The organism is Trinickia violacea, assembly GCF_005280735.1.
Classification (GTDB): Bacteria; Pseudomonadota; Gammaproteobacteria; order Burkholderiales; family Burkholderiaceae; genus Trinickia_A; species Trinickia_A violacea.
Window position 1 is genome coordinate 2,971,165 of sequence record NZ_CP040077.1, and the last position, 19,733, is coordinate 2,990,897.

General features: G+C 66.4%; 19 protein-coding genes. 8 read left to right on the forward strand and 11 right to left on the reverse strand.

Annotation, left to right across the window (positions count from 1 at the left end; genetic code table 11):
* Positions 1 to 42 precede the first annotated feature (42 nt).
* Positions 43 to 924, forward strand: coding sequence for a UTP--glucose-1-phosphate uridylyltransferase GalU (gene galU, locus FAZ95_RS13405; RefSeq protein ID WP_137332907.1), 882 nt, complete (start codon positions 43 to 45; stop codon positions 922 to 924).
* Between the two features lie 86 nt (positions 925 to 1,010).
* Here galU and FAZ95_RS13410 read toward each other — a convergent pair whose 3' ends face one another.
* From FAZ95_RS13410 to FAZ95_RS13425, 4 genes are all read right to left on the reverse strand, one after another.
* Positions 1,011 to 1,238: a sulfurtransferase TusA family protein gene (locus FAZ95_RS13410; protein ID WP_038713912.1), complete on the reverse strand. Its 228-nt coding sequence runs from the start codon at positions 1,236 to 1,238 to the stop codon at positions 1,011 to 1,013.
* Positions 1,239 to 1,396: 158 nt separating this feature from the next.
* The gene (locus FAZ95_RS13415; RefSeq protein ID WP_137332908.1) at positions 1,397 to 2,431 is read right to left on the reverse strand and encodes a Gfo/Idh/MocA family oxidoreductase; all 1,035 of its coding nucleotides are present in this window, start codon (positions 2,429 to 2,431) and stop codon (positions 1,397 to 1,399) included.
* Between the two features lie 21 nt (positions 2,432 to 2,452).
* Positions 2,453 to 3,475: an inositol 2-dehydrogenase gene (iolG, locus tag FAZ95_RS13420; protein ID WP_137332909.1), complete on the reverse strand. Its 1,023-nt coding sequence runs from the start codon at positions 3,473 to 3,475 to the stop codon at positions 2,453 to 2,455.
* Positions 3,468 to 4,349, reverse strand: a complete 882-nt coding sequence (locus tag FAZ95_RS13425; RefSeq protein ID WP_137332910.1) for a MurR/RpiR family transcriptional regulator — start codon at positions 4,347 to 4,349, stop codon at positions 3,468 to 3,470. Before FAZ95_RS13425 ends, iolG begins: the two co-directional genes overlap by 8 nt.
* A 310-nt stretch (positions 4,350 to 4,659) precedes the next feature.
* Here FAZ95_RS13425 and FAZ95_RS13430 point away from each other — a divergent pair, with 310 nt between their 5' ends.
* The 7 genes from FAZ95_RS13430 to iolB all read left to right on the forward strand — a co-directional run bounded on the left by FAZ95_RS13430 (position 4,660) and on the right by iolB (position 13,756).
* A complete protein-coding gene (locus FAZ95_RS13430) occupies positions 4,660 to 5,712 on the forward strand; it encodes a sugar ABC transporter substrate-binding protein (RefSeq protein ID WP_137332911.1) in 1,053 nt (350 codons plus the stop codon).
* Between the two features lie 199 nt (positions 5,713 to 5,911).
* Entirely contained in the window at positions 5,912 to 7,075 is a 1,164-nt protein-coding gene (locus FAZ95_RS13435) for an ABC transporter permease (protein ID WP_137332912.1), read from the forward strand.
* Between the two features lie 34 nt (positions 7,076 to 7,109).
* Positions 7,110 to 7,916, forward strand: a complete 807-nt coding sequence (locus tag FAZ95_RS13440; RefSeq protein ID WP_137332913.1) for an ATP-binding cassette domain-containing protein — start codon at positions 7,110 to 7,112, stop codon at positions 7,914 to 7,916.
* Between the two features lie 22 nt (positions 7,917 to 7,938).
* A complete protein-coding gene (locus FAZ95_RS13445; protein WP_137332914.1) occupies positions 7,939 to 9,984 on the forward strand; it encodes a bifunctional 5-dehydro-2-deoxygluconokinase/5-dehydro-2-deoxyphosphogluconate aldolase in 2,046 nt (681 codons plus the stop codon).
* The gene (gene iolD / locus FAZ95_RS13450; RefSeq protein WP_137332915.1) at positions 9,981 to 11,951 is read left to right on the forward strand and encodes a 3D-(3,5/4)-trihydroxycyclohexane-1,2-dione acylhydrolase (decyclizing); all 1,971 of its coding nucleotides are present in this window, start codon (positions 9,981 to 9,983) and stop codon (positions 11,949 to 11,951) included. The genes FAZ95_RS13445 and iolD overlap by 4 nt, the downstream gene beginning before the upstream one ends.
* A gap of 90 nt (positions 11,952 to 12,041) precedes the next feature.
* Positions 12,042 to 12,956 (forward strand): myo-inosose-2 dehydratase, encoded by a 915-nt coding sequence (gene iolE / locus FAZ95_RS13455; protein WP_137332916.1) that lies wholly within the window; start codon positions 12,042 to 12,044, stop codon positions 12,954 to 12,956.
* Positions 12,953 to 13,756 carry a 5-deoxy-glucuronate isomerase gene (gene iolB, locus FAZ95_RS13460; RefSeq protein WP_137332917.1) on the forward strand — a complete coding sequence of 268 codons (804 nt, stop codon included), beginning with the start codon at positions 12,953 to 12,955 and terminating at the stop codon, positions 13,754 to 13,756. Before iolE ends, iolB begins: the two co-directional genes overlap by 4 nt.
* A gap of 31 nt (positions 13,757 to 13,787) precedes the next feature.
* On the opposite strand, the gene FAZ95_RS13465 is transcribed toward iolB, so the two are convergent.
* The 7 genes from FAZ95_RS13465 to FAZ95_RS13495 all read right to left on the reverse strand — a co-directional run bounded on the left by FAZ95_RS13465 (position 13,788) and on the right by FAZ95_RS13495 (position 19,646).
* Positions 13,788 to 14,495, reverse strand: a complete 708-nt coding sequence (locus FAZ95_RS13465) for an ABC transporter ATP-binding protein (RefSeq protein ID WP_137332918.1) — start codon at positions 14,493 to 14,495, stop codon at positions 13,788 to 13,790.
* Positions 14,492 to 15,244: an ABC transporter ATP-binding protein gene (locus FAZ95_RS13470; protein ID WP_137332919.1), complete on the reverse strand. Its 753-nt coding sequence runs from the start codon at positions 15,242 to 15,244 to the stop codon at positions 14,492 to 14,494. Before FAZ95_RS13470 ends, FAZ95_RS13465 begins: the two co-directional genes overlap by 4 nt.
* Positions 15,241 to 16,458 carry a branched-chain amino acid ABC transporter permease gene (locus FAZ95_RS13475; protein ID WP_254699696.1) on the reverse strand — a complete coding sequence of 406 codons (1,218 nt, stop codon included), beginning with the start codon at positions 16,456 to 16,458 and terminating at the stop codon, positions 15,241 to 15,243. The genes FAZ95_RS13470 and FAZ95_RS13475 overlap by 4 nt, the downstream gene beginning before the upstream one ends.
* Before the next feature lie 46 nt (positions 16,459 to 16,504).
* Positions 16,505 to 17,443, reverse strand: a complete 939-nt coding sequence (locus FAZ95_RS13480; protein ID WP_137332921.1) for a branched-chain amino acid ABC transporter permease — start codon at positions 17,441 to 17,443, stop codon at positions 16,505 to 16,507.
* 12 nt (positions 17,444 to 17,455) lie between these two features.
* Entirely contained in the window at positions 17,456 to 17,887 is a 432-nt protein-coding gene (locus tag FAZ95_RS13485; protein ID WP_137332922.1) for an acyl-CoA thioesterase, read from the reverse strand.
* A 2-nt stretch (positions 17,888 to 17,889) separates the two neighbouring features.
* On the reverse strand, positions 17,890 to 19,038 hold the full coding sequence (gene gbd / locus FAZ95_RS13490; protein WP_137332923.1) for a 4-hydroxybutyrate dehydrogenase: 1,149 nt from the start codon (positions 19,036 to 19,038) through the stop codon (positions 17,890 to 17,892).
* A 77-nt stretch (positions 19,039 to 19,115) separates the two neighbouring features.
* Positions 19,116 to 19,646 (reverse strand): NUDIX domain-containing protein, encoded by a 531-nt coding sequence (locus tag FAZ95_RS13495; RefSeq protein ID WP_137332924.1) that lies wholly within the window; start codon positions 19,644 to 19,646, stop codon positions 19,116 to 19,118.
* Between the last annotated feature and the right edge of the window lie 87 nt (positions 19,647 to 19,733).

Consider the following 19,733-nt stretch of genomic DNA (forward strand, 5'->3'; position numbering starts at 1 on the left):
GGCGGTTGAATTATTTCGAGCACACACGAGGACGCAGATCCCATGTTGAAAGTCACCAAAGCCGTCTTTCCGGTAGCGGGCCTAGGCACCCGCTTCCTGCCTGCGACCAAGGCGAGCCCGAAGGAAATGCTGCCGGTCGTCGACAAGCCGCTGATCCAATACGCGGTCGAAGAAGCGATGGCCGCCGGCATCACCGAAATGATCTTCGTGACGGGCCGCAGCAAGCGCGCCATCGAAGACCATTTCGATAAGTCCTACGAAATCGAAGCCGAACTCGAAGCGCGCGGCAAGGACAAGCTGCTCGAGCTCGTGCGCAGCATCAAGCCGAGCCATGTCGACTGCTTCTACGTGCGCCAGCCGGAAGCGCTCGGCCTTGGCCACGCGGTGCTGTGCGCCGAGAAGCTCGTCGCCGACAACCCGTTCGCCGTGATCCTCGCAGACGACTTGCTGTATGGCGAGCCGCCCGTGATGCAGCAGATGATCGAGGTGTTCGATCACTATCACAGCTCGGTGATCGGGGTCGAAGAAATCCCGCCGTCGGATACGAAGTCTTACGGCATCGTCGACGGCAAGGAATGGGAAGACGCGATCATCAAGATGTCGGGCATCGTCGAGAAGCCGGCGCCCGAAGTCGCGCCGTCGAACCTGGGCGTGGTGGGCCGCTATGTGCTGAAGCCGCGCATCTTCGATCACCTGCGCGCGTTGAAGCCCGGTGCGGGCGGCGAGCTGCAGCTGACCGATGCGATCCAGTCGCTGCTCGCCGACGAGCAAGTGCTTGCGTACAAGTACCACGGCACGCGCTTCGACTGCGGCAGCAAGCTCGGTTACTTGAAGGCGACCGTCGAGTTCGCGCTGCGCCATCCCGAAGTCGCGACCGACTTCGAAAACTATCTGCGCACGCGCCAGCCGGTGATGGATAGCTAAATCCCCCGCCGCTGCGTTATCCGATGGAAAAAAGCCCTGCCGAAGCAGGGCTTTTTTGCGCGGCGGCGGGTAACGCGTGAAAGCGTTCAGCGCCGGCGCATCAGAAACACGAACGTCTTGTCTTGTGTGGAGCTTTCCACGATCTCATTGCCCGTCTGCTTCGCGAACGCCGCGAAATCGCGTTGCGAGCCGGGATCGGTCGCGAGGACCTTGAGGATTTGGCCGCTCTCCATGTCGGCGAGCGCTTTTTTCGCGCGCAAGATGGGCAGCGGACAGTTCAATCCGCGCGCATCGACTTCCTTGTGAATTTGCATCGGCAATCGACCTTCGGGGTGAGGCGCCGGGCCGCCGATCATTCGTGGATCGACGGGCCCGCGCCGTACAGAGGGTCAAATTCTACCGCACGCGACGATCCGCCGCCGGGAGCCTGCTCGGGTCCCGGCACGTCTCGCGCGCCGAACCGTGCCTGTCGTCACAGCTCGACGGGCTGTCCGGTCGTCAGCGCTTCGCGCAGCGCGCTGCCGATACGCGTCGCTTCGAGCGCATCGGCAAGCGTCGCGCCCGATGCCTTACCGCCCCTTACCGCATCGACGAACGCCTGCGCTTCGTGCAAGAACGCGTCCTCGAAGCGCTCGAAGAACGTCGGCGTGCATTCGTTGCGCACGCCGTGCTGGTCGTAGATCTCGACGCGGCTCGCGCGCGGAATATGGCCGATCGCGAGCGCGCCCGCCGTGCCGATGACTTCGGTGTGCGTGTCGTTGCCGTGCGCCATCGTGCGCGACGCGTAGAACACCGCAAGCCGCCCGTCCTCGAACTCGCAGACGGCCACGCCGTTATCGACGTCGCCGCACGCACGCAAGCCTTCGTGCAACGCGATCGTGCCCGTCGCGAACACGCGCTTGGCGCGCGGATTGCCGAAGAGCCAGCGGGTCACGTCGATGTCGTGCACCGTGCAGTCGAGAAAGATCCCGCCCGAGGTCGGCGCGAAACGCACGAAGAAGCCTTCGGGGTCGTTCTTGTCGGTGGTCTGCGAGCGGATCATGAAGGGCCGGCCGATCGCGCCGCGCTGGATCTTGTCGTACGCGTCGCGGTAACTCGGATCGAAGCGGCGCATGAAACCGATCGTCGCTTGCAGATGCGAGTGGCGCTTCGCTTCTTCGAGCACGCGCTCGCATTCGGCCACGTCGAGCGACAGCGGCTTTTCGCAGAACACGTGTTTGCCGGCACGCAAGGCGGCGACGATCTGGTCGGCGTGCAGCGCCGACGGCGTCACGAGCCATACTGCGTCGACGTCCTGGTCGGCCAGCAACGCTTCGTAGTCCGCGTAGAGGCGTGGCGCAGGCAGCGCTTCTTGCGCCCACGCGCGCTCCTCGTCAACGGGACTGCACACAGCGACGAGCTCGGCGCCAGGCACACGAAACGCAAGATTCTGCGCGTGGCGTTTGCCGAGGCGCCCCAAGCCGACCACGCCGATTTTCACCGGCGTGCGATTAGCAACATGAGTCATAGAACGCTCTCCCCTCGCCTGTCACGCTTCGTTGCCCACGCGCACCGCGCGGCCTTCGCGCCATGAGCGCGTGGCGGCTTCGGCGAGTTCGAGCGCCTTCAAGCCATCGGCGACCGTCGTGCGAACGGGCTTACCCTGTGTCACCGCTTCGAAGAAATGCGCGATTTCCAGCGCATACGCGGCGCGATAGCGTTCGAGAAAGAACGCCTCCGGCACGTCGCTCGACACCGCCTTCTTCGAGTACGCGACGACTTCCGTCGGCCGCACGTTACCCGCTTGCAGCATGCCGTCGCTGCCGAGAATCTCGAAGCGCTGGTCGTAGCCATAGGCCGCGCGCCGCGCGGTGTTGATCTGGCACAGGCGTCCGCGCTTCGTGCGGATCGTCACCGCCGTCGAATCGATGTCGCCCGCGTCGGCGATCGCCGGGTCCGACAGCACGCTGCCCGTCGCGTGCAGCGTCTCGGCTTCGTCGTCGAGAATCCAACGGAAGATGTCGAAGTCGTGGATCAGCATGTCCTTGAAGATGCCGCCCGAGCGCAGGATGTACTCGACGGGCGGCGCGCCCGGATCGCGGCTCGTCACGACGAGCATCTCCGGCGTGCCGATCTCGCCCGCGTCGATGCGCGCCTTCACCGCGGCGAACGTCGGGTCGAAGCGGCGCTGAAAGCCGATCATGCAGACGACGCCCGCGCGTTCCACAGCCGCCGCGCAAGCTCGAGCGCGCTCCACCGTCAAGTCGACGGGCTTCTCGCAAAACACATGCTTTTTCTGCGCGGCCGATTGCTCGATCAGATCGGCGTGCGTATCGGTGCTCGAGCAGATCACGGTCGCGCCGATCGACGCATCGCCCATCGCGCCATCCACGTCCGCGACCTGCGCGCCATGCTCGGCCGCGAGCGCCGCGGCCGCCTCGCGGTTGACATCCACCACGTACTTGAGCTTCACGCCCGGCTGGCGTGCGAGGTTGGCCGCGTGAATGCGGCCGATCCGCCCTGCGCCGAATACGGCAACGTTGATCGGCGAGCTGGGTGCTACGTTAGTCATCGTATCCTCCAATGTCTTTCGATTCTTCGACGGTCAATTCCAGCTTGTACGCAAGCGCGACGAAGAGCGCCTGACACAAGCAGATGGTGCTGGTCAGCGAGCGGAACGCGAACGCGCTCCCCTCCTTCACAAAGAGTTGCGTGGTCGCGTAGCGGGCGAGCGGCGAGAGACGGCTGTCGGTGATCACGAGCGTCTTCGCCTGATGATGGTGCGCAACGCGCAGGCAATATTGCGTTTCCTTGCCGTATGGCTCGAAGCTGATCGCGATCACGACGTCGCCCTTCTTCACGCTCCTGATCTGCTCGCGAAACATGCCGCCGAAACCCGAGACGAGATGCACGCGCTTCGGCGTGTGCTGCAACGCATAGACGATGTAGCTCGCGACCGGAAACGAGCGCCGCACGCCGATCACGTAGATGTTCTCGGCCTGCTGCAGCATCTTCACGGCGGCGTCGAACGCTTCGTCATCGAGGTTCTCGTCGAGCTCGTCGAGGCCGCTCTTGCATGCGGCGACGAATTCGCGAGCGACCGATCCGCCCAAGAGCTGTCCGGGCTTGTCGTCGATCAGCTTGCGGATGCGCTGCTTATAGGTCTGGCCGGACGGGCTCTGCCCCGTGTAAGCCTGCTTGAAGACTTCCTGCAGATCGGAAAAGCCGGAAAAACCGAAGCGTTGCGCAAAGCGCACCACGGCCGACGGATGCACGCCGCAGCTCGACGCGATGTCGCTCGTGCGGTCGACCATCACGCTCGAGCGGTGCTGCTCCAGGTAGGCCGCCACGCTCTTCAATTGGCGCGGCAAGGTCTCGTAGGAGTCGGCGATGCGCTGCATCAATTCGTCAACGCTCGGCAATTCGGCGGTGTTGTCGTCCTGCATGGCCCGTCCCCTCTTCAAATTGCTGCGGCGCGGCGCAAACCCAGGTGTAGCAAGGCTCTACAGCGCGCCAGACGGTGCTGATTATAGGCACGCGCCGCGCCAAATTGGAACGTATTTTCCATTTTTATTTGCAATGAAATTTTCTTTGCAATCTCACAAAAGTTGGCCTAATCTTGCTCGTGAGCGGCAACACAACAGGCTGTCACTTGACGCTCGCCCTCCTTGAGGACATCACCGCCCGCCCCGTGCGGATGCCGCCTCGATGGCCCCCGGGAGATCAATAACGACATAACCTGGATAGGTGGAGACAATGAGACTTTGCACTGGCAAGGCTGCACTGAGGACGTTCGTCGCGGCATGCGCGCTGGCGCTAGGCAGCGGCTTTGCAGCATCGGCCGCCCAGGCCGATCCCGCGGCTCACTTCGTACTGATCAGCCACGCGCCGGATTCCGATTCGTGGTGGAACACGATCAAGAACGCAATCAAGCAGGCGGACGAAGACTTCAACGTCCAGACCGACTACCGCAATCCGCCGAACGGCGACATCGCCGACATGGCGCGTCTCATCGAGCAAGCCGCCGCGCGCAACTACGACGGCGTCGCCGTGACGATCGCCGACTTCGACGTGCTGAAAGGCGCGATCGCGAAAGTGACCGAAAAACACATCCCGCTCGTCACGATCAACTCCGGCACCGCCGAGCAGAGCGCGCAACTCGGCGCGATCATGCACATCGGCCAGCCGGAATACGAAGCAGGCAAGGCCGCCGGCGAAAAAGCGAAGGCCGCGGGCATCAAGTCGTTTCTGTGCGTGAACCACTACGCGACGAACCCGGCCTCGTTCGAGCGCTGCCGCGGCTTCGGCGAAGCGCTCGGCGTCGACTACAAGGCATCGACGCTCGACGCGGGTCAGGACCCGACCGGCATCCAGTCGAAGGTCAGCGCCTACCTGCGCAACCATCCCGATACCGGCGCGGTGCTCGCACTCGGCCCGACGTCGGCCTCGCCGACGATCAAGGCGCTGCAACAGATGGGCCTCGCCGGCAAGATCTGGTTCGCGACGTTCGACTTCTCCGATGACATCGCCAAGGCGATCCAGGACGGCACGATCCAGTTCGCCATTGACCAGCAGCCGTACCTGCAGGGCTATATCGCCATCGCGGTGCTCGCGATCGCGAAGAAGGACCACACGACCGACCCGGCCAAGATCCAGGCCGCCCTCAAGTCGAACCCGAAGTTCAAGGCACGGCTTGAAGCGTACGGCCTCCAGCCGGTGTACGGCGCGCGCAACATCAGCTCAGGCCCGGGTTTCATCACGAAGGCCAACGTCGACAAGGTGGTCAAGTACGCAGGCCAGTATCGCTAATGGTGTAGTGGAGGAGTGGGTCGGATGGCCGGCCCCCGGAACGCCGAGACGACTGCGAGGCGGCGTTCCGACCACGAGCGCTCCGGTAGCACGAAGATTTGCTCTTACCTTTGTAGCATTGATTTGCATTCCTACGCTTCATAGTGCCGCACGGTTCGCCTGACAGGGGCAATCCGCATGGCGCATCAAGGAGACTTAGATGGGTGTCGTCGATCATTTCCACCTCGGTTCGCGCAAGCATCACGAAGCGGCTCAAGAGGGCGCGTCCTCTTCCTCGTCAGACGAGCGCGTGCGCCGCGAGTCGTGGCTCAAGCATCTGCTGAGCCGCCCCGAGTTCGCGGCCCTGGCCGGCACGGTGATGGTGTTCATCGTCTTCGCGATCGGCGCCGGCAACTCCGGCATGTTCAATCTCGACGGCATCATGAACTGGTCGCAGGTGGCCGCCTATCTCGGGCTCATTGCAGTCGGCGCCTGCCTGTTGATGATCGCTGGGGAATTCGACCTGTCGATCGGCTCGATGATCGGCTTCGCCGGCATGATGGTCGCGCTGCCGACCATGTATTTCCACTGGCCGATCGAGCTCTCGATCGTCTTCGCCTTCGTCGGCTCGATGGCGCTCGGCGCGCTGAACGGCTATCTCGTGATGCGCACCCGCCTGCCGTCGTTCATCGTCACGCTCGCGTTCCTGTTCATCCTGCGCGGCTTGACGCTCGCGCTTTCCGTGATGTTCGCTGACCGCACGATCATCTCGGGCGTGGGCGACGTCGCCGCGCAGAGCGGGTTCGCGCATGCGCTCTTCCAAGGCGTCGCGTTCCACGGCCTCTTCAAGTGGCTCGGCCATATCGGCCTCGTCAAGCTGCTCGACAACGGCGAACCGCTCGTGCCGGGCGTGCCGAAAGTCATCGTCTGGTGGTTCCTGCTCGCGGCGGTCGGTGCGTTCACGCTCGCCAAGACCCGCTTCGGCAACTGGATCTTCGCCGTCGGCGGCGATGCGAATGCCGCGAAGAACGTCGGCGTGCCGGTCAAGCGCGTGAAGATCTCGCTGTTCGTGCTGACTGCGTTCTGCTCGTGCCTGTTCGCCGTGCTGCAAGTGTGCGATATCGGGTCGGCTGCCGCCGACCGCGGTCTGCAGAAGGAATTCGAAGCGATCATCGCGGCGGTGATCGGCGGCTCGCTGCTCACGGGCGGCTATGGCTCGGTGATCGGCGCCTCGTTCGGCGCGCTGATCTTCGGCGTCGTGCAGATCGGCATCACCTACACGAACATCGATTCGGACTGGTTCCGCGTGTTCCTCGGCGTGATGCTGCTGTTCGCCGTGCTGTTCAATCACTATGTGCGCAGCCGCGTGGCCGCAGCGCGCTGAGATCGTCTCGATACGCTGAATCCAGGAGTTCATGATGTCCGACACTCAACAAACCGGTGACGACTACATCCTCGCGCTCGAAAACGTGAGCCGTTATTTCGGCAACGTGATCGCGCTGAAAGACGTCACGCTCAGGCTCAGGCGCGGCGAAGTGCATTGCCTGCTCGGCGACAACGGCGCCGGCAAGTCGACGCTGATCAAGACGCTCGCAGGCGTCCATGCGCCGAGCGAAGGCACCTACCTCGTCGACGGCAAGCCCGTGCATTTCGCGTCGCCGAAAGACGCGCTCGATCTCGGCATCGCGACCGTGTACCAGGATCTCGCGCTCGTGCCGCTGCTTTCGGTGGCGCGCAACTTCTTCATGGGACGCGAGCCGCAGAAGAAGCTCTTCGGCCTCGTCAACGTGATGGATATCGAAACGGCCGCCAAGGTCGCACGCGAAAAGCTCGCCGAAATGGGCATCAACGTGCGCGACGCGAATCAGCCGATCGGCACGATGTCGGGCGGCGAGCGGCAGTGTCTTGCGATTGCGCGCGCGATTCACTTCGGCGCCCGCGTGCTGATTCTCGACGAGCCGACTGCCGCGCTCGGCGTGAAGCAGAGCTTCAACGTGTTGAAGCTCATTCACAAGGCACGCGCGAAAGGCATCTCGGTGATCTTCATCACGCACAACGTGCACCACGCCTACCCGATCGGCGATTCGTTCACGCTGCTCAATCGCGGCAAATCGATGGGCACGTACACGAAGGAAACCATCACCAAGGACCAGGTGCTCGACATGATGGCCGGCGGCGCCGAAATGCAAAAGATGATCAGCGAGCTCGAAGGCGCAACGATCTAAAAACCGACTTCCAGGAAAGACCATGGCACTCACCACCGACCCCACCACCGGGCGCTCTGTCGAGCCAGCGCCGGAACCGAGCCGCTTCGCGGCCGGCCGCGAGCGCGACATCATCTGCCTGGGACGGCTCGCGGTCGACCTCTACGCGCAGCAAGTCGGCGCGCGTCTCGAAGACGTGACGAGCTTCGCGAAGTACCTAGGCGGCTCGTCGGCGAACATTGCGTTCGGCTGCGCGCGGCTCGGGTTGAAATCGGCGATGCTCACGCGCGTCGGCAACGATCATATGGGGCGCTTTTTGACGGAGACGCTCGCGAAGGAAGGCTGCGACGTGAGCCATACGCGCATCGATCGCGACCGTCTCACGGCCCTCGTGCTGCTCGGGCTGGAGGACCGCGATACGTTCCCGCTCGTCTTCTACCGCGAGAACTGCGCCGACATGGCCGTCGACGAAGCCGATTTCGACGAGGCGTTCATCGCGTCGTCGAAGGCGCTGTTGATCACGGGCACGCACTTCTCCACGGAACAGGTCAACCGCACGAGCCGTCGCGCGCTCGAATACGCACGCCGCAACACCGTGCGCACCGTGCTCGACATCGACTACCGGCCGGTGCTGTGGGGCCTCACCGGCAAGGCCGACGGCGAAACCCGCTTCGTCGCGAACGAAAGCGTGACGGCGCACTTGCAGCGCATCCTGCCGCTCTTCGATCTCGTGATCGGCACCGAAGAAGAATTCCGCATCGCCGGCGGCAAGCACGCACTCATCGACGCGCTCGCGATGGTGCGCGCGGTGACAAGCGCGACGCTCGTCGTCAAGCGCGGTCCACTCGGCTGCTCGATCGTCGAAGGCGCGGTGCCCGCCTCGATCGACGATGCGCCGATTCACGGCGGCGTAGAGGTCGAAGTGCTGAACGTGCTCGGCGCGGGCGATGCGTTCGCATCGGGCTTCCTGTCGGGGTGGCTGCGCGACCGGCCGCTCGAAGACTGCGCACGCGCCGCGAATGCGAGCGGCGCGCTCGTCGTGTCGCGCCACGGCTGCGCGCCCGCCATGCCGACGCCGGCCGAGCTCGACTACTTCCTGAACGCCGCGGCCGCCGATCCGCAGCGCATGCGGCGTCCCGACAAGGACACGACGCTCGCGCGCCTGCATCGCGTCACCCCTGCCCGCAAGCAGTGGGACGAAGTGCTCGGCTTCGCGTTCGACCATCGCAACCAGTTCTTCGAGCTTGCGCAGCAGACCGGCGCGAGCGAATCACGCATCGAAACGTTGAAGGGCCTGTTCGTCGAAGCCGTCGCGCAAACGGAAGCCGCGCTCGGCTTGCAAGGCCGCATCGGCGTGCTGATCGACGACCGCTACGGCCAGGACGCGCTGAACGCCGCCACCGGACGCGGCTGGTGGATCGGCCGCCCCGTGGAGCTGCCCGGTTCGGCACCGCTCGAATTCGACCATGGCCGCTCGATCGGTACGTCGCTCATCAGTTGGCCGCAAGAGCACGTGGTCAAGTGTCTCGTCTACTACCACCCGGACGATCCCATCGAGCAGCGGCTCGAGCAGGAAGCGCAATTGCGCGCGCTCTACGATGCGACGCAGGCGAGCGGCCATGAACTGCTGCTCGAAGTGATCCCGCCGAAGCGCGCCGATCTGCCGAGCGAGCCGGACACCGTGTTCCGCGCGCTCAAGCGTCTCTACAACATCGGCATCTATCCCGAGTGGTGGAAGCTCGCGCCGCTCGAGGCGGCGCAATGGCAGGCGATCGATGCGCTGATCGCCGAGCGCGATCCGTATTGCCGCGGCGTCGTGCTGCTGGGTTTGTCGGCGCCGGCCGAGCAGTTGATCGAAGGCTTCGGGGCGGCGGCCGCGTCGCGAAGCTGCAAGGGTTTCACCGTCGGCCGCACGATCCATCATGAGCCGAGCCGCGCGTGGCTCGCGGGCGAGATCGGCGATGCCGAACTCATCGCCAACGTGCGCAAGACGTTCGAGACGCTGATCGCGGCGTGGCGCAAGGCCAAAGGCGGCCGCACGGGTACTCAAGCTGCGGCGCATCACGGCGTTCGCCAGGAGGCGGCATGAACCAACGCGCGTTGCACCATGACGCGGCAACTTCGGCCACGGCTCCCTCGGCGCAGGCCGATCAAGGCACCACGATCCGCCTGACCGCCGCGCAAGCGCTCGTGCGCTATCTCGCGGCGCAACGCGTCGCGGCGGAAGACGGCAGCGCGCGCACCGAGCCGCTCTTCGGCGGCGTGTTCGCGATCTTCGGCCACGGCAACGTGGCCGGGATCGGCGAAGCGCTGTATCAATACCGGCACGAGCTGCCGACCTACCGCGCGCACAACGAGCAGGCGATGGCGCACAGCGCGATCGCCTACGCCAAGGCGCATTTCCGCCGCCGGATGATGGCCGTGACGACGTCGATCGGCCCCGGCGCCACGAATCTCGTCACGGCCGCCGCGCTTGCGCACGTGAACCGCCTGCCGGTCCTGCTACTGCCGGGCGACGTGTTCGTCTCGCGCGCGCCCGACCCGGTGCTGCAGCAAATCGAGGACTTCCACGACGGCGGCATCTCCGCAAACGACGCGTTCAAGCCCGTGTCGCGCTACTTCGACCGCATCGTCCATCCGGCGCAGCTCTTGACCGCCCTGCCCCGCGCGCTGCGCGTCCTGACCGATGCCGCGCTGTGCGGCCCGGTCACGCTCGCCCTGCCGCAAGACGTGCAGGCGATGGCCTACAACTATCCGGCCGATTTCTTCGAGCCGCGCACCGTCACGTTCCATGCGGGCGCTCCGGTCGAAGAGGAACTCGAAGCGGCGCTCACGCGCCTGACGATCGCCAGGCAGCCGATGATCGTCGCGGGCGGCGGCGCACTGTACAGCCGCGGCGCGCCCGATGCCCTGCGCGCATTCGCCGAGCGGCACGGTATCCCGGTCGGCGAAACGCAAGCGGGCAAAGGCGCGCTGCCGTGGGATCACCCGCTCAACGCGGGCGCGATCGGCGTGACGGGCTCGTCCGCCGCGAATGCGCTCGCGCATGAAGCCGACTGCGTGCTCGCTGTCGGCACCCGGCTGCAGGACTTCACGACCGGGTCGAACACGCTCTTCACGCAGGCCGACGTAATCGGCATCAACGCCAACGCGTTCGACGGCCTCAAAGCGCGCGCGCACATCGTGCAAGCGGATGCGCGCCGCGCGCTCGACGCACTCGGTACGCGCCTGGCCGACTGGAAGGCAAGCGCCGAGTGGACCTCGCGCGCCACCTCGCTGGCCAACGCATGGCGCGACACGGTCGCGACCCGCACGAACACCCCGGCGCAAGCCGGCGTGCTGCCGTACGACGCCGACGTGATCGGCGCGGTTCAGCGCTCGGCCGAGGGCGGGCTCGCGCAATCGGCCGCCGACGACATCGTCGTGTGCGCCGCCGGCACCCTGCCCGCCGAGCTGCACAAGCTCTGGCGTGCGGGCCGCCCGGGCGCGTATCACGTCGAATACGGCTACTCGTGCATGGGCTACGAGATCGCAGGCGGCTTGGGCGCCAAGCTCGCGCGGCCCGAGCGCGAAGTCATCGTGACGGTCGGCGACGGCAGCTATCTGATGATGAACAGCGAAATCGCGACGTCGGTGATGCTCGGCGCGAAGCTCATCGTCGTCGTGCTCGACAACCGCGGCTACGGCTGCATCAACCGCTTGCAGCAAGCCTGCGGCGGCGCGCCGTTCAACAACATGTTCGACGACTGCACGCAGGGCCCGCTCGGTGCGCCGGCGATCGATTTCGCCGCGCACGCGCGCTCGCTCGGCGCGCTCGGCGAACACGTCGCGAATGTCGCCGAACTCGAAGCGGCGATGAAGCGCGCCCGCGCGGCGGACCGCACCTATGTCGTCGTGATCGATACCGACGGCGCCCGCACGACCGACGACGGCGGCTGGTGGTGGGAAGTCGCCGTGCCGGAAGTGTCGACGCGCGAAGCGGTGCGCGCAGCGCGCGAAGCCTACGACAAAGAGGTTGCCCGGCGGATTGAAGGCGATACGAAGCGAAACGGCTAACGCAGCACGGAAGACCCATCGCGCCAAAGCCCGGGAGCGCTTCACCGGCAACTTGGCGCGTCGCTACGAATTATTCTGAGGATCGCTCGCATGAACGCATTCGAAGTACGCATCGGCATCAATCCGCTGTCATGGATGAACGACGACCTGCCGTCGCTCGGCGGCGAGACGCCGCTCGAAGTCGCACTGACCGAAGGCCGCCAGATCGGCTATGAGGGTTTCGAGCTCGGCAACAAATTCCCGCGCGAGCCGGAGGCGCTGAAGGCGCTCTTCAAGCAATACGATTTGTCGCTCGTCTCCGGCTGGTATTCGGGGCGCTTGGCGGGCCGCAGCGCCGAGGAGGAGATCGAAGCGGTCGGCCCGCACCTGGAGCTGCTCGCGAAGAACGGCGCGACCGTGATGGTCTACGGCGAGGTCGAAAATTCGATCCAGGGCGCGCCGCGGCCGCTCTACCAGCGCCCGCGCTTTTTCACGAACGCGCAATGGGACGCCTACGCCGAGCGCCTCGAAAAATTCGCGCGCTACACGCTTAGCCAGGGCGTGCGCGTCGCCTATCATCATCATATGGGCGCCTACGTCGAGACGGCCGACGACGTCGACAAACTGATGGCGCGCACGAGCGACGCGGTCGGCCTTCTGTTCGACGCCGGGCACATCACGTTCGCGGGGGGCAACCCGCTCGAGATGCTCGACAAGCACATCGCGCGCGTGTGCCATGTGCATTGCAAGGACGTCCGGCCCGCGGTGATCAAGCTCGCGCGCAACCGCAACTGGAGCTTTCTCGATGCGGTCATCGCCGGCGCGTTCACGGTGCCCGGCGACGGCGCGGTGAATTTTCCGGCGATCATCGACAGGCTGAAACGTCACGGCTATCGCGGCTGGCTCGTCGTCGAAGCCGAGCAGGACCCGGTCATCGCGCGCAGTTACGAATACGCGCAAAAGGGCTATCGGACGCTGCGCGCGCTCGTCGATGCGCCGTTCGATGCCGGTATGGAGGCAGCATGAGCTTACTAGTGAAGGCACAACGCGAAGGTCAGACGATCGCGCGCGTAACGCCGGAATCGGCGATGTGGCGGTACGTCGGGTTCGCCGCGTACCGGCTCGAAAAAGACGAGGTGCTGTACGTCTACGAAGGCGCGCGCGAAGCGTGCATCGTCGTGCTCACAGGCGCGGTGTCGATCGACACCGGCGATCAGAAATGGACGGGCCTCGGCTCGCGCGACAGCGTGTTCGAAGACTCGGCCCCCTACGCCGTCTATCTGCCGCCGAACGTGCGCACGACGGTTCGCGCGGAGCGCGACGCCGAAGTCGGCGTCGCGACCGCGCCGGCCGAAGGACGCTACCCCGTGCGGCTGATCGAGCCCGCGAAGATGACGCGGTCGGTGCGTGGCAAGAGCCTGAATACGCGCTACGTCTGCGACATCCTTCCGCAATCCGAGCCGGCCGAGTCGCTGCTCGTCGTCGAGGTGCGCACCCCGGGCGGACACGCGTCGAGCTATCCGCCGCACAAGCACGACACCGATAACGTGCCGCTCGAAAGCTCGCTCGAAGAAACGTACTACCACCGCCTCAATCCGCCTCAAGGGTTCGCATTCCAGCGCGTCTATACGGACCTGCGCGATATCGACGAATCGATGGCGGTCGAGGACCACGATGTCGTGATGGTGCCGCGCGGCTACCACCCCGTGGTCGTGCCCTATGGGTACGACTCGTACTACCTCAACGTGATGGCCGGGCGCGAGCGCGTCTGGCACTTCAAGAACGATCCCGCGCACGAGTGGATCATCGAGAAGCCGCCAACCTGATGCCCTGATTCCGATCGTGGCGCCGGACTCATCAGCCCGGCGCGAGCCACGCGTCGACCGTCGCGCGGTCGAGTTCGTCGAAGCGACCTTCGTAGACGATACGGCCGCCGCCGATCACGGCTGCGCGCGTCGCCAGATCGCGCGCGAACTGCATCCGCTGCTCGATGAGCAAAATCGCGACGCCTTGCGCGCTCAATTGCCTCAAGCACGCGCCGACTCGCTCGACCGCCTGCGGCGCAAGCCCTTCGGCCGGCTCGTCGACGATCAGAAAGCGCGGCTCGCCCATCAGCGCGCGGGCGAGCGCCAGCATCTGCTGCTCGCCGCCCGACAACGCCCCAGCCTTCGCGGCACGCCGCTCCGCCAGGATCGGAAACAGCGCGTAGGCGTCGTCGGCCGCGAAACGGCGTGCCCGCCCGCGCTCGCCCGGCATCACGCCGAGCTGCAGGTTCTCCTCGACGGTCAGCGCGGGAAACACGTCGCGCTGCTCGGCCACGTAGCCCAGCCCCAAGCGCGCGATTTCGAACGTCCGCAGCCCGACCAGCTCGCGGCCCGCAAAACGGATCGTCCCTCGCGCGCGCACCAACCCGACGATCGCTTTCGCCAGCGTCGAACGGCCCGACGCATTACGTCCGACGAGCGCGACGATTTCGCCCGCGTCCACTTGCAGATCGACGCCGAACAGCACCTGGCTCGCGCCGTACCACGCGTCGAGATGGCGGATGTCGACGAGCGCGCTCATCGTGCTGCCGCCGGTCCGAGATAGGCCTCGCGCACCGCGGCGTCGGCGCGAATGGCGTCCGGCGTGCCGGTCGCGATGATGCGGCCGCGCACGAGCACCGAGATGCGGTCGGCCAAGCCGAACACGGCCTCCATGTCGTGCTCCACCATCAGCAGCGTCTTGCCCGCCGTCGTCGCGCGAATCAGCGCCAGCGCATCGCGCGCCTCGTCGCGGCTCATGCCGGCGGTCGGCTCGTCGAGCAGCAGCGTGTGCGCGCCGCTCGCGAGCGCCATCCCAAGATCGAGCGCGCGCTGTTGCGCGTAGCTCAGTGCGCCGGCCAGCCTGTGCTCGCAGGCCGCGAGGCCGACGGCCTCGAGCACGCCGCGTGCGCGCTCGTCGATCGCGCGCGAACCGGCGAGGAGATTGCGCCAGCGCGCGCCACGCGGCGCTCCGCTCAACGCGGCGCAACGCAGATTGTCGAAGGCCGTGAGACGGGGGAACACGCTCGTCGTTTGGAAACTGCGCGCCAGGCCGTGGCGGCTGATCGCGTACGGCGCGCGGCCCGTGATGTTCGCGCCGTTCAGCTCGATGCGCCCGGCGGAAGGCCGCAAGGCGCCGGCGATCAGATTGAAGAGCGTCGACTTGCCCGCGCCATTGGGGCCGATCAGCGCATGGCGCTCGCCGGTTTCGATCGACAGATCGACGCCGTACAGCACTTGCGTCGCGCCGAAGCGCTTTTCGACGCCGGAGAGGACGAGCGCGTGCGTCATCGTTCGGTCTCCGTGCTGCCTGATTGGCTTGTGTGGGTCGCCGCGCGACGCGCGCGACTGAGCGCGACCCACCCGAGGCCGGCCAACACGGCCACCGCCCCCCACACGCGCGGCGAATCGGCCTGCAGCGCCAGCGCGCCGATGCGAAACACGCCGCCCGTATCCGCCGCGAACTGCCGCGCGTAGACCGCTTCGACGGCCACTACGAGCGCAGCCAGCCACGCCAAGGCCGCCACGGCTCGCGGCCAAAACGCTCGCCAGCCGAAGCGGGCGGCGCCGCGCGCCGCCAAGCCCGCGAGCCCGTCCGGCGCCGCGATCACCACGACGACAAACAACAGACCGAGATAGAACTGCCACGCACGCGTGATGCTCGCGAGCGCGACGCTGAAAAACGTGAGCGTCACCGCGCCGAGCACCGGCCCGAAGAAGACACCGCTGCCGCCGATCACCGTCGCAATCAGCACCGCTCCCGAACGCGCCATCCCCACGCCTTCGGCCGACGCCAGCTCGATATTGACGAGCGCGAGCGATCCCGCCACGCCTGCAAAAAAAGCCGACAGCACGGTCATCGCGTAGCGAATGCGCCGCGGATCGGTGCCGAGCGCCGCGACGCGCACCGGGTTGTCGCGCACCGCATTCGCGAGCCGCACGAGCGGCGTGCGCGACAGCACGAACATCGCGACGCACGCCAGCACGCACCACGCGGCAATCAGGACGTACGCCTCGCGCGCCGGCCCGAAGCTCCACGCGCCCCAGTGAGGACCGGCGGCGCGGTCGATCGGCACCCCGGCAGCGCCGCCGAACCAGTCGGGCAGCGTCCAGGCCGCCGCCGCGGCAAGCTCGCCGATGCCGAGCGTGATCATCGCGAACGCCGTGCCCGCGCGCCGCGTCGCGACATAGCCGAACACGGCGCCAAAGAGCGCCCCCGCGAGCCCGCCGACCAGCGGCAGATACGGCAGCGCGAAACCGAAGCGATTGAAGAGTTGCGCGGCGGCGAACGCGGCCAGACCCGCGTAGGCCGCATGACCGAACGAGAGCAGCCCCGTCTCGCCGAGCAGCAGGTTGTAGGAGAGCGCGAAGACGATCATCGTCGCGGTCTGCGCGAGAAACGCGAGCAGCCAGCTTTCGCGCGAGACCAGTGCAGGCACGGCGAGACAAGCGGTCAACGCAATCCATGGCAGCGCGCTTCGCCAGTTGGCGGCACACGCGGCCATCAAAGACGCTCTCGCCCGCCGTTGCGACGGCGATTCTTTCTGCGCGCTACGCATCGTCGCTGCGCTGCCCGAAAAGGCCGCGCGGCCGCACGGCAAGCATCGCGACGAGGAGCCCATACGGCACGAGCGGCGCAAGCTGCGCCACCGTCAGCCCGGCCCACGCCTGCGGCAGCGACGCTCCGGCTAACGCCGCGAGCGACCCAAGCGACGCACTGCTGCCGACCGCCAACGTCTGCAGACATCCGACGACAAGCGAGGCGGCCAGCGCCCCGCCAAGCGACCCCAGTCCGCCGATCACCACCACGACGAACACGACCGAGCCGATCGATTCGGCCATCGCCGGCTCGATGACGAACAGCGGCGCGCCGATGACGCCGGCCGCCGCGGCGAGCGCCGTGCCGACGGCGAAGACGAGCGTGAACACGCGCGGCACGTTGTGGCCGAGCGCTTCGACCGCCTGCGGATGCGTGAGCGCCGCGCGCACGACGAGCCCCATCCGCGAGACGCGCAGCACCGCGTACAACGCGGCCAGCATCGCGGCCGACACGCCCATCATGAACGCGCGATACCGCGAGATCGCGGCGCCATACACGGTGAAGAAGGTGCCGTCGAGCGCGGCGGGCACGTTCGCCGACAACGCGCTCAAGCCCCAGACGAGCTTGACGGCCTCGGCCAGCAGATACGCGACGCCGAACGTCAGCAACAGCTCATGCAACGCGCCATGCGGACGCACGCGGCGCAACAGCCATCGTTCGAGCGCCGCGCCCGCGAGCCCGACGATGAGCGGCGCCGCCACGAGCGCCGCCCAGAAGCCCGCATCGGCCGCGATCGAATAGCCGACGTACGCGCCGAGCATGTAGAAACTGGCGTGGGCAAAGTTGAGCACGCCGAGCATGCTGAAGATCAGCGTGAGCCCGGCCGACAGCATGAACAACAGCATGCCGTAGCTGATGCCGTTCAGCGCCCCGATCACGAACGACTGCACGTGCTGCCGCGCCTAGGCGAGCGGTTCGAGCGCGGCGCGCAACGCATCGGGCAGCGCGACGGGCCGACGCGTCAGGCGGTCGACGTAGACGTGCACGAAATGCCCCTGAGCGCACGCCTCGTCGTTGCCCTCCTTGAAGAGCCCCACCTCGTAGCGCACGCTCGTCGAGCCCAGCCGGGCCACCCGCAACCCCGCCTCGACGCGGTCCGGAAACGCGAGCGACGAAAAGTAGTTGCACTGCGTCTCGACGACGAGCCCGATCGTCGCGCCCGCTTCGAAATCGAGCACCCCGGCGCGAATCAGATAGTCGTTCACGACCGTATCGAAGTAGCTGTAATAGACGACATTGTTCACGTGCCCGTACACGTCGTTGTCCATCCAGCGCGTCGGGATCGTCAGGAAGTGGGGATAGGCGGCGCGCGGCGCGGCGCTGGGTTGGGTCATGATCAAAGCGACTCCTCCAGCATGCGCCGGTAATCTTCGGCGCTTGCGAGGCGCGGATTCGTCTTATGGCAGTGGTCCACGAGCGCGCCTTGGATGACCTTGTCGAACACGCTGGCGTCGACGCCCATTTGCGCGAGCCCCGTGGGCAGCTTGAGGCGCGCGGTCATGTCGAACAGCGCCTGCGGCAGATCGGCGTTGGCGTCGAGCCCCATCACGCGGCGCATGCGCGCATAACGGCGCTCCGCCACCACCGATTCCGCCGTCGCGTTGAAGCGCAGCACCGCGGGCAGCACGACCGCGTTGAGCGTCCCGTGATGCAGCGATGTCCGTCCGTCGACCTCGACGCCGCCAAGCGGATGCGACAGCGAATGCACGCAGCCGAGCCCCTTCTGGAACGCCATCGCGCCCTGCATCGACGCGCTCATCATGTTCAAGCGCGCGGCCCGGTCGCTGCCGTCGTGCGTCGCGCGCTCGATGTGCGCCCAGGCGCGTTCGAGCCCGTCGAGCGCAATGCCGTCGGCAGGCGGATTGAAGGCCGCCGAGAGAAACGTCTCGATGCAATGCGCGATCGCGTCCATGCCCGTCGCGGCCGTCAGCATCGGCGGCAAGCCGAGCGTGAGACCCGGATCGCAGATTGCGGACTTCGGCAGCAGGTGCCACGAGTGGAAACCGAGCTTGCGCCCGTCGTTCAGGATGATGATTGCGCCGCGCGCGACTTCGCTGCCGGTGCCGGAAGTCGTCGGTATCGCGATCAGCGGCGCGACGGCTTCGGTGATCTTGCCGCTGCCGCCTTCGATCGTCGCGTATTGGGTCAGATTGCCTTCGTGCGTCGCCGCAATCGCGACCCCCTTTGCCAGATCGATCGGCGACCCGCCGCCCACCGCGATCAGCCCGTCGCAAGCTTCGTCGCGATAGCGCTTCGCGGCAGCCAGCACCATGGCCTCGGTGGGGTTCGACGGCGTCTCGTCGAAGACCGGCACGTCGCCGAGCTTGAGCGCATCGAGCGCGCGCCGCACGAGTCCCGCGGCGACGACGCCCTTATCGGTGACGATCAGCGGCCGCTTGATGCCGACGCGCGCGCATTCCGAGTCGAGCACGCCGAGCGCATCGTAGCCGAGATGGATGTGGGTCAGGTAATAAATGTAGGACATGGCGAGTCTTCGCTCCGCGTGAAAACCAACCCCGCGCACAGCCTGTCTCCTGGCTGCCGCGGCCGCCCATGGCGTGACTACTGCCCGGGCCTCTCGACGAACTCGAACGGCAAGCCGCGGCGGCGCATCCATTCGCCTAGCGCCTGGCCCGTGCCCGCGCGCCACGGACGCAGCTTCGCCGGTTCGACAAGCCGATATTCGAGCAACTCCGGCGACAGCGCAATCTCCCCATGCGCGCGCACGTGATACGCGATGATCAGCTCGTTCTTGCGGATGAATTCATAGACGCCGATGAGCTCGGCCGTCTCGACGTGCAGCGACGTCTCTTCGAGCACCTCGCGAGCGATGCCCGCTTCGGGCGTTTCGCCGTTCTCGAGGAAGCCGGTGATCAGCGCGAATACCCCTTCGGCCCAGGCCGCGTTGCGAGCGAGCAGGATCTTGCCTTCGTACTCGACGATCGCGGCAACGACCGGCACCGGATTGTTCCAGTGCACGAAGCCGCAGGTGTCGTCGGGACACGCCCGGCGCGGCAGGCCGCCATCCGTATCGACGTCGGCTCGTTCGATCAAAGACTTGGCACAGCGCGGGCAGAATTGGTAATCGGACATACGCAGAGTGTGGATGGCGCGGGCACGTCCGGCGAGGCGACATCAATCCGCCACCGCCGGCGAACGGACATTTTAGCGATTTTGGGT